We start from the raw sequence: 15,592 nt of genomic DNA, 5'->3' as shown, positions 1-15,592 counted from the left end.
GTCAATGGCAGGCATATGAGTTATAACTTATGGGGAAAAATAAGTTATAGCTCATATGCCTGCCATTTATTTAGTATCTTTATTTTTAATAGATTTACTTTTAATCAAAGTAATAATAAACATGAGTGCAAATATAATTATCATTGGTAGTTTAGCAGTTAAAATGAATACGTAATGTAAGACTCTTCCATCATTTAAGTCTGTAGTCAAATTTACTCCAAAAGGAATAAGTAAAAGTCCACATGGAAAAACAAGGGGTTTATAATCTTTTAGCTTAAACAAATATTGAAAACATTTTGAACATACAAAAATACATACTGAAAGTTTAATAAATATGCCGAAAAACCAAATAATTAAAATTAGTATTTCAAGTCTTTCAAAATATTCTCCAAAAGATATTAATCTTGCAACTTCAAAAAAGGGGAAATTAAACTTTTGGGCTTGTGTTCCTCCAAAGGCACTAACCACCACAATACCTTGAAGTATAAAAAAAAGTCCCACGGTTAAAGTTCCTTTTAGTGAAACTTTTAATACCCCCTTGGTCTGCTTTAACAAAGGAAAAATGAATAAAAGTAGAACCATATCTGCATAAGGGAAAGCATAAGAAACTATGGTTGCGCGTATTATATCCACAGGCCTTTCATTAACAATGGGCCATAAGCTTTTATAATCAAACATTAAAATAAACATTGTAATAAATAATATAAAGGTAACTCCTAACAATAATGGATATATACATTCTATAGCTCTAGATGTTACCTCAAATCCATTGTTTAAAATCAGTGTAGTAGCTATTGTAATAAAAATTACTACAACCCATTTAGGCATCTCAAGCATAATCATTTGACTCATTAAATTGGAAATATGATATTCAGTAAGACAGCCAATAAAAAATGCTGCTAGAAGAAAGATCATTATTGCAAACCATGCCCCTACTTTTCCAAAAATATCTTCTGCAATATAAGAAATATTTTTATTAGGATATTTTTTTATGATATAGCTCATCATAATCATCATAATAACTCCTAAACAAAGAGTAAAAAAATCAGAAACATATATGCCTTTTTTCATATAGTTAAGGCCTGCTATCAAAATAAAAGCAGCCCCTGTAGTGTAGCCCACAATTATAAAAAAAAGCTGTCTTAAGGATATAACTTCCTTTGATTTCATTAATAATCCTCCATAAACTCATCTAATCTTTATATATACTATCTTTCCTAATAATAATATTTTTATTATCTACAGGTTGCCTTATAAAAATAGGTTTTAATATCCTAAAAATTTATAGATAAAATTTTATTATTTATGCAAACTAATACATATTAAAAATTCTTAGTTACCTATTAATTTAAAAATAATTTTCTAATTAATAAATACCTTTGGAGGAAAATATGTCAGAAAATAAAAGTTCAAATAATAATGAAAATACTGTTTTAATATCATCAAATATAAATGACAATATTAACCTTTTACAGAATATCTATTCAAACTGTGAAGATATAATTTTTAGAAAGTTAACTATACAAAATGTTGAAATTTATATAATATACGTTAATAATTTAGTGGATAAATTATTGTTAACAGAAGGAATTTTAAAAAATATTTCTGATATGCAGGAGTTATCTATAGAAAAATTAAAGGATGAATTACCCATAGGAAGGATAAGTTTAATTGACAATCTATCACAAGGAATTGATAAAATCTTTTCTGGAGAAGTACTTGTTTTTATGGAAGGAAATATAAAAGCTGCAGTGATAAATATAGCAGAATATACTGTAACAAAAGAAACTCAGACAGAACCTTCTATAATGGGTAACAAAGATGCTTTTACTAATAATATTGCTAAAAACATAGCTTTATTGAGACGTTATATCCCAAATGTTAATCTTAAAGCTCATTCATTAACAATAGGAAGAAATTCAAAAACAAGCATCAATGTAGTTTATCTAAATAATATTGCAAATAATAAAATTGTTACTGAAGTTATAAATAGACTAAACAGCATAGATATAGACTTAATTTTAGATTCAACAAATATTGCAGAGCTTATAGAAGATAATCCTTACTCACCCTTTCCAGCGGTAAATGTCACTGAAAGAATTGATAAAGTAGTAGGGAATCTTCACGAGGGGCAAATAGCTATACTTGTAGATAAGACTCCTTTTGTTTTAATTACACCTGCTCCTTTTGTATCATTCTTTCAAGTTTCAGATGACTATTACAATTCTTTTTACATAAGCACTCTTATAAGATGGTTAAGATATATAAGTTATTTTACATCAATTTTTCTTCCAGGTTTTTATATAGCTATAACCAATTACAATCATGAATTAATTCCCATTAGAATGCTGATAACACTATCCTCTCAGAGAAGAACACTACCCTTTCCTCCTATAGTGGAAATAATATTAATGCTGGTAGGCTTTGAACTACTTAGGGAATTGGGGACTAGACTTCCAAAGACCATAGGTTCTACTGTTAGCTTGGTTGGCGCTTTAATAATAGGTGAGGTTGCTGTTAAAGCGGGGATTGTATCAGCTATCGTGGTTATAACAGGTGCCATTACAGCTATTACTTCTATGATTATCCCCTCTAGGCTTCTTTATGAAAGTGTTATTTATTGTAGAATATTATGTTTGTTTTTTTCAAGCATCATGGGTATATTCGGATTACTTATTTCAGTTCTTTTTATCTTAGGCCATTTATCTAACATACGAAGTTTTGGAATTCCTTATACTTATCCTTTGTCGCCATATAACAAAGAGGATATAGATGACATTCTTATTAGAGCACCTATATGGAAAATAAAGAAAAGGCCTATATTATATGCCTCAAGAAACAGGCTTAAGTTTAGAAGTATAAGAAAATAATATCATAAATAAGGAATATACTAATGAAAAATAAAATAAAAAAAATATTTATTATATTTATTTCTATTATATTTTCTGGTTGTAAAGGATACTATGATATAACTAATTATAATATAATATCCGGAATATATGTGGATATTACTAAAGATAACAAGATAATGGTTTCATGCGAAAATATAGCTTCTGTCACCTCCTCTGAAGGAAATGAAACAACCCCTAAAACCACCATTAGCACATTTTTAGGAGACTCTATTTACCATGCTTTTAGAAAAGGCGCTCTTTCTTCTCATGGTAAAAAAAATTTTTATCCATCTATAAGAGTTGTTATATTAAGTAAAGAATATGCAGAAAGGGGTATTGAAGAAGCTGTAGATTTTTTTATTAGAGATCCTAAGAGAAGAAATAATGCTTATTTTATAATATCAGATAAAAAAGACTATAATTTATTTAACAAGAAGAATACCGACATTGATATTACTTCCGATGAAATCTTTGGAATTATTAAACAAACAAAGTTATCTGGTTATGGTGTGGATACAAAATTATACGAATTTATTAAAGAAGCAAATAGCAATAGCGGTGTGGGCATCTTAAATGTTTTTGCACTTAAACCAACAACAGAAGCTGAAAATATATCAGAGAATAAAGGAGGTAAAGACTCATCAGCTGACCTTCAAATATTAGGAACAGGAGTACTATACAAATATAAGCTTCTAGGTCTTTTAGATATAAATGAAACTTTAGCTGTAAATATTATTAGAGATAAAATACATGAAGGAGTGTATGTTCTACAAGATGAAAATCCCAAAAATAAAATTACAGTAAAACTTAGAGATCCTAAAGTTACATTAATGCCAGAGGTTACAGATGGGAACCATGTTATAAACGTTGATATAAAAAGCACATCAGAAATCGTTGAGTATTCTAATGAAGAATCCTTAAAAACTATAGATTTAATAGCATTAGAGAATAGAATATCAAAAGAACTTAATAGGAAAATTTTAAAAACCTTTGATAAAGCAAAAAAAGAATTTAAAGTTGATATTTTTAACTTTGGAGGAGCTTTTGAAAGAAAATATCCACAAATTTCAAAGCTCACCCCCGAAGAATGGAATAAAATCTTTGTAGACAATTTAAGCATTAACCTAAATACAAAACTTACTGTTACAGATACAAATAGTACTAGTGAAAAGATACAATAAAGAAGGTGTACTATGAATATTTCATTTATAATCACATCGAGTTTAGTTATATTTTATGAATATATTATATATAAGAAATCAACTGAAAAAGATAAAAAAACTTTATTCTGTACTTTTTTTATAGTCTTAATTTCTTATATTCTACTTGGTATTACATTTTTTTCAAAAAACATCTCATTAACTAAGATATCCTTTTATTTAATAGAAAGTATATTTCCAAGCTTTGTAGACTTTATGAAATAAATTTTTATGTATTAATATCAATAAAAGTATATTATAAAGCTCTAAATTAGTATTATTTTTATTTAACTTTTCTATGAAACATGATTATCCTTTGCCTCAACCTGTTTATTTATGATTATATTGCTTGCATACTTGATTACTATTACATTAGGAATAATTAATAGAAACATAGTAATAATAAAAAAACAAATAGACAAGCACCCTTTAATTGAGCTACTTGCCTAAAATTATAAAAATATAAATTTTCAGGAAATTTTTTAATATTATCTTTAGATTTATTTTTTAATTAAACCTTCTTTTTGAAGATAGTTTTCTGCTATTTCTTTAGCTGATTTACCTTCTACGTTAACTTCATAATTCATTTTACGCATTTCATCATCTGTTATTTTACCTGAAAGTTTATTCAAGGATTTTCCAACTTCAGGATACTTTTCAAGAGTTTTTGTAAGCATTAGCGGAGCTCCTTGATAAGGAGGGAAAAATTGCTTGTCATCTTCCAATACTTTTAAATTGTACTGTTCAATTTCGCTGTCTGTAGAATATGCATCTATCAAATCAATATCCCCTGATTTAATAGCAGTGTACCTCAATTTAGGCTCCATAGTTTTTAAGTTATTAAAATTTAATCCATAATGCTTTTTAATACCTAAATATCCATCTTCTCTATCTGCAAATTCCAGGGTAAAGCCTGCCTTAACTTGATTTTCAATATTATTTAATTGCGAAATCTTCGTGAGACTATATTTTTTTGCCAGCTCTGAGGATACAGCTAAAGCGTAGGTATTGTTATATTTCATAGGTTCTAAAAATGCCATGTTAAATTTACTTTCCATGCCTTGGCGCGCTTGTTCATAAACCTGCTGCGGATCTTTATTTTTTGCATTTTCCTTTATAAAAGTTTCTAGTGCTGTACCTGTAAATTCAGGGTAAATATCTATATCTCCTGATTTCAACGCATTGAAAAGAAAGCTAGTTTTACCCATGCCAGGTTTTAATGTAACTTTTATGTCAGTTTCATCTTCTATAAGCAGTTTATACATATTAATTAAAATTTCGGGTTCAGAACCTAGCTTACCAGCAATTACAATTTCCTTTTTAGCATGAGTAAAATAAGGAACTATAACTATAGAGGCAGCCACTATTAGGCCAAGGGTCATAGCTATCATGGACTTTTTTACAGACACCTTCTCTAAATATCGTAGCAAAACATCAAAGATAATAGAGAGAAGCGCCGCAGGAATAGCTCCAAGTAATATTAAGCTGTTATTATTTCTATCAATTCCAAGTAGAATCAAATCCCCAAGGCCACCGGCACCAATTAAAGCAGCCAAGGTAGCTGTACCAATAATCAATACCATAGCTGTTCTAATACCTGCCATGATTACAGGCATAGCTAAAGGAAGCTCAACCTTATATAACTGCTGTGCCTTGTTCATCCCCATGGCTTCTGCAGCTTCAATTAATACTGGATCAATTTCCTTAATACCAGTATAGGTATTTCTAACAATAGGCAATAAAGCGTATATTACCAGTGCAATAATAGCAGGAACTTGTCCAATTCCTACAAAAGGGATTAAAATTCCAAGAAGAGCAAGAGAGGGTATGGTTTGAAAAATAGCTGATATCTGTATAATTGGTTCAGCCAACCTCTTATGCCTGGTTATATATATTCCCAGTGGCACTGCAATAATTATAGCAATAAATATTGATATAAAGGAAATCTGCATATGCTGTAAAAGAGCAGACCACAATTGTTCTCTACGGCTTATTAGGGTGGATATTAAAGTATTCATGAAAGTTCACCACCTTTTTCCAGATTAAGAGATATAAATTTAAGCACATGTTCATGAGTTATAGTACCAACTATTTCTCCCAGATGATCTATAGGTACACTCTTTTCCTTTAATACTCTATTAAGCAAAGTTTCCAAGGATTCCGTATCTTTAATGCTTAATGTGCCATCTTCACTTTTATAGGAGTTATAAAGCTTAGCATACATTACATCCTTTACTTTATATTCTCTACTAAATAAAGAAGGTTTATAGATATTTCCAGATTCAAAAAAAGTCTTAACAAAATTATTTTTAGGATGTTCTATGATCTCTTTTGGGGTATCACATTGAACTACTTCCCCATCCTTCATAACACAAATTCTGTCTCCCAGAGCCAATGCTTCCTGCATATCGTGGGTTACAAAAACAATAGTTTTCTTTATCTTTTTTTGTAATGTAAGCATATCTTGCTGAAGCTTTTGACGACTGATAGGATCTAAAGCGCTGAAAGGTTCATCCATTAAAATAATTTTAGGATTAGCAGCAAGGGCACGTATTACCCCTATACGCTGTTGTTCCCCTCCAGAAAGCTCAGAGGGTTTACGGTGCCTATACTCTTTAGGTTCAAGAGCAACACTTTCCATAAGTTCTGTAATTCTATAGTTAATCTTCTTCTTATCCCATTTCTTTAACTCCGGAACTATGGCTATGTTTTCTTCAACGGTCATATGAGGAAACAGAGCTATCTGCTGTAATACATAACCTATATTCCAGCGCAATTCATGAATGTTATATTCATCTATTTTTTTATCATTTATATATATGGTTCCCTTACTTAAATCCACCAAGCGATTTATCATCTTAAGGGTGGTGGTTTTACCGCAACCGCTTGGCCCTATAAGAACAAAAAACTCACCTTCTTCAATGCTGAAATTTAAAGAATTTACTGCTACACCGCCATTCTCATAACTCTTAGATACATTTTCAAATTTAATCATTTTTTACTCCTCATAATCTCTTTCATTTAAATATAATATTATTTTAATAAGATTATAATTTTTTATTTAAAACTTATTATATTAAAGATTTATGGACTAATATTGACTTTAAAATTAAAAAATCATGAAATTTAAAATGGCATCCATATGGGTTATTTAGCAATAACCCTACGGATGCCATTTACATTAAATCTTTTATTATGATAATATTCTGTTTAGAGATTCCTTTACTTTCTTATGGTAAACCCCTCCATGATATGAAAATAGTGCACTCTTATATGTTAAATAATTAAATACATCTCATATTGAGAAATATTATCTTTTTCAAATTTAATATGATTCAAAAACCCTTCTATAGAAGCATTGTTAGGAAAACTTATATTTATAGTATTTAATTTAAGATCCTGGGTAGCTTTTTTAATAAGACTTAATGCACTTCCCTTATGTCTATACTGTGGGTTGGTCCATATGAAAAATATTTTACCCTTTATAGTTATACTTAGAGCTCCTATTAATTTTGACTCTTGGTAAATTCCATAGTGAACTAGGTCTTCTGTTTTCTTCATATAATCAAAATCATTTTGCCAATTTACATGTACATCATTTATTTTATCAGCTAAATTTAGTATAGTTTCAAACTCAACTTTCCTTATATCCATTGAATTAGTCAGTTCCCTTTGCAGTTTAGATGGATCCTTGTGAGAATAATAACTTATGTCATAAACTTTACTATATCCTAACCTTCTATAGAACTTAATCGCTCTATCATTACCTACAATAACCTCTAAAAACATCTGCTTACAATCATGGTTTAGAGCAACCTCTTTATGCATTCCAAAAAGAGCTTTACTTATTCCCTTCCCTCTATATTCAGGGTGGATACATAAGGTTCCACAACGAAGGGTATTTACACCTTCATAAACTTTAATTCCGCCTAAAATTAAGCCCACAGGCTTTCCACCATCTAGCGCTATAAATGAGTACTCTAACTTATTTCCTTCTGGTCCAAAGAAACGCTTCATAAAATCCTCTTTAGAAATTTCAATTTTTATAATATAATCTGAGAACCCTGACTTAAACCCTTGATATACCTTTTCAAACTCAATATTACTACATTTATCATATATAATCATATCCATCACCCTTATGATTTTTATTAGAATTATATACTATATTTACCATTTAGTAAACAACATATGGATGCCATTTTCTTTATTAATCATATAATAATCCTATGAGAAATATGAAACAGGAGATAGTAAATGATAAGATTGAATCCTGAAAAACTTTCAGTGGAGTTTAGGCCAGGTGTTACTGCTACAAAACCCATTATCCCCAGAAGATATACACTTACTCATTCCGATATAACTGCTGAACTTTTCTTAACTATTGCCTTAGTATATGCTTATGATAAAACTAATTCCATGAGAGATGAAGTCCTGGGTGAATGGATTAAAAAAGGAGAAAAATACTTTTTTTACGTGTATTTATATGTAGATGGAAAAAATCCAATGATTACAGCTATAAGAAATTATGTATTTAGACGAGAACTCCCCCTTGCTTTAGAAGCTATTAAGTATGGTGATAAAGAATTTTTCAATTCACATCCTGAGCTAAATACTTCTCCCATAATAGTGCACTTTATGTCCTCAATTTATCAATTTAACAAAATAGAAAACTGGGGGACTTTTTCGGATTATGGTTTAAGCAGATCTCATATAAATTCCTATAAAAGCCTTCCTTGGAGAAGCCCATATTTACTTGATATGAAACTAGGTGATGTTACTGGAGATGGAGTTCTAGATAAAGTATATCTATATGGCAATAAACCCGATGGGGCCTCAGGAATTTTCATAGACAACATTACTGTGGTAGTGGAAAATGGACATACAAAGGAAAGAAAAACCATCACTCCTTCATTTAATTCAGGATATAGCCCAAGGTTATTTCTGGGAGATTTTACAATGGATACTATAGATGATATAAAAGTAAGCATAGATTCAGGAGGCAGTGGAGGATATGGATACTTCTATATTTATTCATTTAAGAATAATAATCTTAGAGAAATTTTTAACTTTGATAATTACAATAAAGAATATAAGTATAGAGTAGATTATACTGATTTATATAAAGTTAATATAGGAAATGTTATGCTAGATAAACTTTTTGTATTAGATATAAGCTATAAAGGCTATAATTACGTATCTCAGTATTATGAAGAAAGTGGTAAATTAAAGGGACCTGTACAAGGGGAAGTTCTTGCTTTAAATGCCTTAGTTCCCATTATAAATGATGAAAAAATCAATTCTTATGATTTACTAGCTTTTCAACGCATTATTGGTACAACTAACAGTGATACCTTAGGTTATATTGAAAACCTCCTCTCCTGGGATGGAGAAAAATTTATATCTTCAAGAATGTTTGCTTCTATACCTGGTACAAATTTGATTTCTTTATATAAGCTTTAACTTTGTTTACATGAATCCTGTTCTCTAATCATTTATATATTTTTTATAATAAAAAGAATGGTAGCCATATGAGTTATGAGTTGTTGTTTAAAAAACAATAACTCATAACTCATATGGCTGCCACTTTACTACCTATCAAAAATAAAAGATTTAATAACAGCAAAGTACTCTCTTACATAAAAGTTAGGAATTAAAACCGCATAGGTAGATGAGGGATAGCCATGAGCTTTGAAACCATTTCTGGCTGCTAAAATTTTAGATCTAAACATGTGAAATCCGCTGGTTACTATGGTAATTTCATAATTCCCTTCTTTTTTATTTACCTCATCAAGCTTTTTCTTAGTGAATTTTAAGTTTTCCATGGTATTGGTGGATTTATCTTCTTTAATTATTTGTTCTTCTTTTATTCCTTGAGAAACTAAATATCTCTTCATAGCCTCAGCTTCTGATATGGTTTCATTGGGTCCCTGCCCGCCAGATACTACCACAGTAGAATCCGGATGTAATTTTAGATATTCTATGGATTTTTCCATACGCTTTAAAAGAGACAAGGATAATTTATCTCCATTTAATCCCGCACCTAAAATAACTAGATAATCTGTTTTTTTAGTATAACTTTTATTTCCATGATATATTATAAAACTTTGTATTATTACAAAGGATGTAAGAAATAATATTAAAATAATCTTGCCACCGCTAAATAGCATAATTAGGAACTTGTTATTAAATATCATATTTTTATAAAATATAAAGGCTAAAAATAAGAAGGCACAGCCAGCCAAAGCAAAAAATCCCGAGAAACTTATCCTCGTTGAAAAACCTAGCAGAGCTACAAAATATAAAATATTTATTATTCCTAATATAGTAAATAAAATCCACATATTCTTTTTCATAATTCTCCCTTATTTCTCTATCACAGTTAAAATTATTTATATTATAGCATAATAGAGCCATATGAGTTATGACTTATTTTATTTAAATTCACAACTCATATGACTTCTATTTATTTAACTCATGAGTATTTAATTTGGATATTACAAATTTAAACAATATTTATAATTCTATAATATTATATTATTGACAATAGTGTATGACATACACTATAATTATTATGAGGTGATTATATGAATTCTATGGATGAATTAATTGATTCACTTATTATAGAACTTAAAAGAGGAACATTGGTACTTTCAGTGCTTAGCCAGCTTCATAGTGCGGAGTATGGATATTCCCTAGTTCAAAAATTAGAAGAGAAAAATGTACCTATTGAAGCCGGAACACTTTATCCTTTATTGCGAAGATTAGAAAAACAGAACCTTCTCATAAGTGAATGGGATACAAGTGAAAGCAGACCCCGTAAATTCTACATTTTAAGTGAAGAAGGAAAAGAAGTGTATGCTCGTTTAAAAAATGAATGGAAATTTATTTCAAAGCAGTTAGAAATATTATTAAAGGAGGATGACAATAATGAACCTGATTGATCGGTATTTATATGCTGTTACTCAACGCTTACCAGAAGATATTCGTAAAGATGTAAGCAGAGAGCTTCAGGCAAATATAGAAGACATGCTACCTGAAAATCCAACTGAAACCGATGTTCGTAAAGTGCTTGAGAAGCTAGGTAACCCTATAAATCTTGCTGAAGAATACAGTCCAAATAAAAGATATTTAATAGGTCCTACTCTTTATGATAGTTACTTTTCTGTACTCAAGTTGGTGACAGGTATTGTTATTACTATATTATCATCCATTACCATGCTTAAGTGGATATTCAATCCAACCATTGATAGTAATCTTACTAACATGATTATTGAATTTTTTACAGACATGCTAGTTACCGTTATTCAAGGAGTAATGCAAGGAGCTTTATGGGTAACTTTATCTTTCGCTGTACTGGAAAGGACGGGAATTAACGAAGGAAAAATACCATTTATAAAGAAAAAATGGTCTCTAGAAGACTTAGAAACCATACCCTTATCAGATAAAAGAAAAATCTCTCGTGGCGAAACTCTTTTCTCAATGTTCTGTACTGTACTTTTCACTTCACTAGTATATTTTAATCCTCAGCTTATTGCATTGTACGTAAAAGGAGCTAATGGAGTTATTGAAGTTACCCCATTATTTTCTATTGAGCGTCTACAATCCTATATTTTTGTAATTGTTCTATTTGCTATAATTCAGCTTATTATTTTTATATGGAAATTTATATCTATGCAGTGGAGTTTTCCACTAGCCATGATTAATGCTATTCATAATATAGCATTAACTATACTAGTATGGGTAGTAATCAGTGATGAATACCTATTTAATCAAAACTTTTTCTTAGCTATTGCTGATTATACCAATATACCTATTACTAAGATAACACCAATTTGGTCTAATAACCTGTGGATATTTGGAGCTTGTTTTGCAGTAATTAGTATATGGGATGCTGTTGCAGCTTTTATAAAAGGTAAGAGGTGAAATAGGAAATTAAACTTATAATTTAAGAATTTCTTTGCCTTTAAAATTAAACCTTCTCAAGGTCAATATAAATTCATCTATCAAAACAATTTAAAATTTGTTATAATTTAATTGGTAAATTGATGAACTGGGATTAGGTAGCTAGGGTTCCGCCTTACAGTAGGTAAGGGTCTGTGACCGAGGGCTACGAATCTTGCTAAGGCAAGAGGCACCTATTGGCATAAAAGGCCCGAGGGGGAAGGTTCAGCGTATTTTCTTTGCGCTGAAACTTTCTTCTCGGGCCATTAATTTTTTAAGGAGGATTATGTATATGTTTAAAGCAAAAGAAATTTGTCCAGGAGTAGCAATAGTTATATTCAATAAAGAAAATCAGGTACTACTACAAAAAAGAGCTGATGTAAATCTATGGGGTATCCCCTCTGGACATGTGGAACCTGGAGAAACAGTTGAAGCTGCCGCAGTTAGAGAGGTATTAGAAGAGACAGGCCTTAAAGTTAAAATACTTCGATTAATTGGCGTTTACTCAGAACCCAGCTATCAAGTTTTTCAATATCCAGATGGTCGTATAACACACTTCGTAACTTGCTGCTTTCAAGCTGAAGTAGTAGGAGGAGATCTTACAGCCTCTTCACCAGAAACATTGGATTTACGTTACTTCTCCCGTGATCAATTACCAATGGACATATTAAAAATGGATCCCCTCTGGCTGGAAGATGCTCTGGCTGAAACAACACAAGCCTTTATCCGCTAAATTATTTTCATAAAAAGAACATAATAAAAACCTCCTATGGAGTAAGATAACTTCATAGGATCATTTATTTATATTAAGTGTATTTTTCACCACGCCAAAGCTGGACTTGGAATATCTGCTTAACTCATCTGTCCGCCATTGAAACTGCTTTAATAATATAGTAGACTTAAATTTAACTTAACTCATTAATAAAAATATATCTGAAGTAAAAGGTGAACATTATGAATTATGATGAGGCAATGAATTACATAACAAATACCGGCAAATTTGGTAGCAACCTAGGGCTTAGTAGAACTGAAAAAATTCTGGAGCTTCTAGGTAATCCACATAAAAAGCTGAAATGCATTCATATTGGAGGCACTAATGGCAAAGGCTCTATTACAGCCATGCTAAATGAAATACTCATGGAAGCTGGATATAAAACAGGCATGTATACTTCCCCCTTCCTTGAAGAATTTGAAGAAAGAATGCAAATTAATGGGAAGAATATTCCTAAAAGCCAATTAAGTGAAGTAGTTACTGAAGTATCCTTGGCTGTAGATGAAGTTTTAGCATTGGGTTATGATCATCCTACAGAATTTGAAATAATAACTTGTGCTATGTTTTTATACTTTTATAAACAGCAGGTGGATTATGCCATCATAGAAGTTGGACTTGGTGGAAGATTAGATTCAACCAATGTAATTACTCCTATTTTAAGTATTATAGGTTCTATAAGCTATGATCATATGCAAATCCTTGGAGACACTTTAGGAAAGATAGCCTATGAAAAAGCAGGAATAATTAAAGATAAGGTGCCATTGGTTTTATATCCTCAGAAGGATGAAAGCTTTCAAGTTATAAAAGAAAAGTCTATAGAAAAGGATGCTAAGCTTATATTAGTACCTGAAAATAGCGTAAGCTTTATTAAAGTAACCAATTCACCAGAAGGGGCAACTTTACAGGATATCCTGATAGAAACTAAAAATAATAAATATAATATTAGTTTATCCTTACTGGGAAAGCATCAGTTATTAAACTGCGCTACGGTGATATATGCTGTAGAACAGCTTATATCCATGGGTTTGGATATCAAAAATGATCATATATCTTCTGCTTTAAGCAAAGTGAGATGGCCAGGACGTTTAGAGATCATGGGCAAAAATCCTATGGTAGTAATAGATGGTGCCCATAATATAGACGGAATTAAAAATTTGTGTGATAGCATAGATACTTATTTCTCCTATAAAAAATTAGTGCTTATTTTAGGCATCCTGGCTGATAAACAGGTAAAAGAAATGGTGGAAATCATAGTACCAAAAGCAGAAAAAGTCATTGCCATAACTCCTCACTCAGAAAGAGCTGAGCTAGCGGAAGAACTAGCAGAAATAATAAAACTTTATAATACTAAGGCAGAAGCCTTTAAGGATTATGAAGAAGCACTTAAAGCTGGTCTTTCCTTTTGTGATAATGGAGATTTACTGCTTATCAGCGGTTCATTATACATGATTGGTGATATGAGAAAAATAATAAATACAGTTCAAATCTAAAAATATAAAATATACCCTTATGAGTTTAATAAAAAACTCATAGGGGTCTATTTTGTTTATTAACTCCCCTTGGCTTAATCTTTTTTTCTTAGTGGCAATCCCTTTTCTATAGAATAATTAGATATAAAAAATACCCTAGGCTTTTAGCCTAGGGACAAAATTAATTTTCTTCTAAATCTTTTATATCTACATTTAATTCTTTATCTGTATTCATATTTTTAACTTTAACTGTACTATTTTGCTGATTAATATTCTCTATCCAAACAGGCTCTCCTTTATAGCTTACTTCTATTACCCCTAAAGATTCAATAATTTCTCCAGCTCGTTTTATATCCATATATGCTTCTCCTTTTTACAATAATTTTTATATATTTTATCCTGTAAAAATAAAAACATACCTCACTACATCTCAATCTCTTCATTAACTTCAATACACCAGTTGCTTTATTTGTAGAATCATTATAGTTAGCCTTCACAGTTAGAGTCTTATTCCTCAAAATTAGGTAAATTCAATTCTTCGTAAGATGTTAAACCATTTGCAATGGCTTCTTGTCTAAGTGTTAGGTATAGTTCTGCTTTGGTAGTATAGTAGTATGGGTATACAAATAATTGTCCTATAAATAAGGCTAGTGTTCCCAGCAAAAACCACCCTAAAAAGGATAATTCCAGTACAAATATATCCCATTTTTCTCCGTCAGTCATGCTGTTGCTCAATTCTATTGCCCTATTATATCCTATGGAAGGATTATCCGCTAAAATATAGGGTACCATAGAATAGGCATAGGTTTTTATAATTCCTGGAATTATTAATAATAGAGTCCACAAAATTAAGTAAACATCCCTAAGAAGCATGGTAAGTACTATATCAAGATAGCTTTCTCTATTAAAATAGTGCCCAAGATATCCCATATTTACTTCCCCTTCTGATAGTTTAATAAAAAACTTTCTTCCTCCTACCTCAAGAATAAAACCAATTAAAATCTTTAAAATAATTAATATAATTAATATGGATGCAATAATCATGGAAAGCTTTAAATATAATCTAAATAAATCTGATATAACTGGTCTTGCAGAACCAGCTATCTTATCGATACCGCCATTTACTTTTGAATTATTTCTTCCACTTGAGCTTCCATTTACAGTCACAATCACAAGAACTAAGCTAACCCAAAAAGCCTTCCAGTAGTTTCCTTGCAATACTTCTTTTGCTTTACTTTTTAAAGATTCTCTTGTCCACATATTATCCCCTCCCATAAATATATATTACTATAATGGCAGCTACATGAGTTATTGATA

Annotated in this window: 13 protein-coding genes and 1 pseudogene; 7 read left to right on the top strand and 7 right to left on the bottom strand. The window is 30.4% G+C overall.

What is annotated here, in order from left to right:
- Window positions 1-66: 66 nt before the first annotated feature.
- Window positions 67-1,170: a GerAB/ArcD/ProY family transporter gene (locus BUA82_RS08985; RefSeq protein ID WP_073006806.1), complete on the bottom strand. Its 1,104-nt coding sequence runs from the start codon at window positions 1,168-1,170 to the stop codon at window positions 67-69.
- 221 nt (window positions 1,171-1,391) lie between these two features.
- Here BUA82_RS08985 and BUA82_RS08980 point away from each other — a divergent pair, with 221 nt between their 5' ends.
- Together BUA82_RS08980 and BUA82_RS08975 are read left to right on the top strand one after the other, a co-directional pair.
- On the top strand, window positions 1,392-2,870 hold the full coding sequence (locus BUA82_RS08980) for a spore germination protein (protein ID WP_073006805.1): 1,479 nt from the start codon (window positions 1,392-1,394) through the stop codon (window positions 2,868-2,870).
- A 23-nt stretch (window positions 2,871-2,893) separates the two neighbouring features.
- On the top strand, window positions 2,894-4,072 hold the full coding sequence (locus BUA82_RS08975; protein ID WP_073006804.1) for a Ger(x)C family spore germination protein: 1,179 nt from the start codon (window positions 2,894-2,896) through the stop codon (window positions 4,070-4,072).
- A 518-nt stretch (window positions 4,073-4,590) separates the two neighbouring features.
- On the opposite strand, the gene BUA82_RS08965 is transcribed toward BUA82_RS08975, so the two are convergent.
- The 3 genes from BUA82_RS08965 to BUA82_RS08955 form a co-directional block, all read right to left on the bottom strand.
- Window positions 4,591-6,108 (bottom strand): ABC transporter permease/substrate-binding protein, encoded by a 1,518-nt coding sequence (locus BUA82_RS08965; protein ID WP_073006802.1) that lies wholly within the window; start codon window positions 6,106-6,108, stop codon window positions 4,591-4,593.
- Window positions 6,105-7,085 (bottom strand): ABC transporter ATP-binding protein, encoded by a 981-nt coding sequence (locus BUA82_RS08960; RefSeq protein WP_073006800.1) that lies wholly within the window; start codon window positions 7,083-7,085, stop codon window positions 6,105-6,107. Before BUA82_RS08960 ends, BUA82_RS08965 begins: the two co-directional genes overlap by 4 nt.
- Before the next feature lie 281 nt (window positions 7,086-7,366).
- The gene (locus tag BUA82_RS08955) at window positions 7,367-8,218 is read right to left on the bottom strand and encodes a GNAT family N-acetyltransferase (protein WP_073006798.1); all 852 of its coding nucleotides are present in this window, start codon (window positions 8,216-8,218) and stop codon (window positions 7,367-7,369) included.
- Window positions 8,219-8,347: 129 nt separating this feature from the next.
- On the opposite strand from BUA82_RS08955, the pseudogene BUA82_RS20965 reads away from it, so the two are divergent.
- Window positions 8,348-8,797: pseudogene (locus BUA82_RS20965) on the top strand (staygreen family protein); the annotation flags it as partial.
- An 884-nt stretch (window positions 8,798-9,681) separates the two neighbouring features.
- On the opposite strand, the gene BUA82_RS08945 reads toward BUA82_RS20965, so the two are convergent.
- Window positions 9,682-10,446, bottom strand: a complete 765-nt coding sequence (locus BUA82_RS08945) for a YdcF family protein (protein WP_073006794.1) — start codon at window positions 10,444-10,446, stop codon at window positions 9,682-9,684.
- Window positions 10,447-10,677: 231 nt separating this feature from the next.
- On the opposite strand from BUA82_RS08945, the gene BUA82_RS08940 reads away from it, so the two are divergent.
- From BUA82_RS08940 to BUA82_RS08925, 4 genes are all read left to right on the top strand, one after another.
- Window positions 10,678-11,034, top strand: coding sequence for a PadR family transcriptional regulator (locus tag BUA82_RS08940; protein ID WP_083599859.1), 357 nt, complete (start codon window positions 10,678-10,680; stop codon window positions 11,032-11,034).
- Window positions 11,021-12,016: an HAAS signaling domain-containing protein gene (locus BUA82_RS08935; RefSeq protein ID WP_073006791.1), complete on the top strand. Its 996-nt coding sequence runs from the start codon at window positions 11,021-11,023 to the stop codon at window positions 12,014-12,016. The genes BUA82_RS08940 and BUA82_RS08935 overlap by 14 nt, the downstream gene beginning before the upstream one ends.
- A 310-nt stretch (window positions 12,017-12,326) precedes the next feature.
- Window positions 12,327-12,767 carry an NUDIX domain-containing protein gene (locus tag BUA82_RS08930; protein WP_073006789.1) on the top strand — a complete coding sequence of 147 codons (441 nt, stop codon included), beginning with the start codon at window positions 12,327-12,329 and terminating at the stop codon, window positions 12,765-12,767.
- Window positions 12,768-12,988: 221 nt separating this feature from the next.
- Window positions 12,989-14,296: a bifunctional folylpolyglutamate synthase/dihydrofolate synthase gene (locus tag BUA82_RS08925; protein ID WP_073006787.1), complete on the top strand. Its 1,308-nt coding sequence runs from the start codon at window positions 12,989-12,991 to the stop codon at window positions 14,294-14,296.
- A gap of 160 nt (window positions 14,297-14,456) precedes the next feature.
- Here BUA82_RS08925 and BUA82_RS08920 read toward each other — a convergent pair whose 3' ends face one another.
- On the bottom strand, window positions 14,457-14,633 hold the full coding sequence (locus BUA82_RS08920) for an H-type small acid-soluble spore protein (RefSeq protein ID WP_073006784.1): 177 nt from the start codon (window positions 14,631-14,633) through the stop codon (window positions 14,457-14,459).
- A gap of 149 nt (window positions 14,634-14,782) precedes the next feature.
- Window positions 14,783-15,535, bottom strand: a complete 753-nt coding sequence (locus BUA82_RS08915; RefSeq protein WP_073006782.1) for a DUF975 family protein — start codon at window positions 15,533-15,535, stop codon at window positions 14,783-14,785.
- Between the last annotated feature and the right edge of the window lie 57 nt (window positions 15,536-15,592).

The sequence above is a fragment of the Clostridium amylolyticum genome (genome assembly GCF_900142075.1).
Taxonomy (GTDB): Bacteria; Bacillota; Clostridia; order Clostridiales; family Clostridiaceae; genus Clostridium_AA; species Clostridium_AA amylolyticum.
This window is presented reverse-complemented; position numbering and strand designations above follow the sequence as displayed.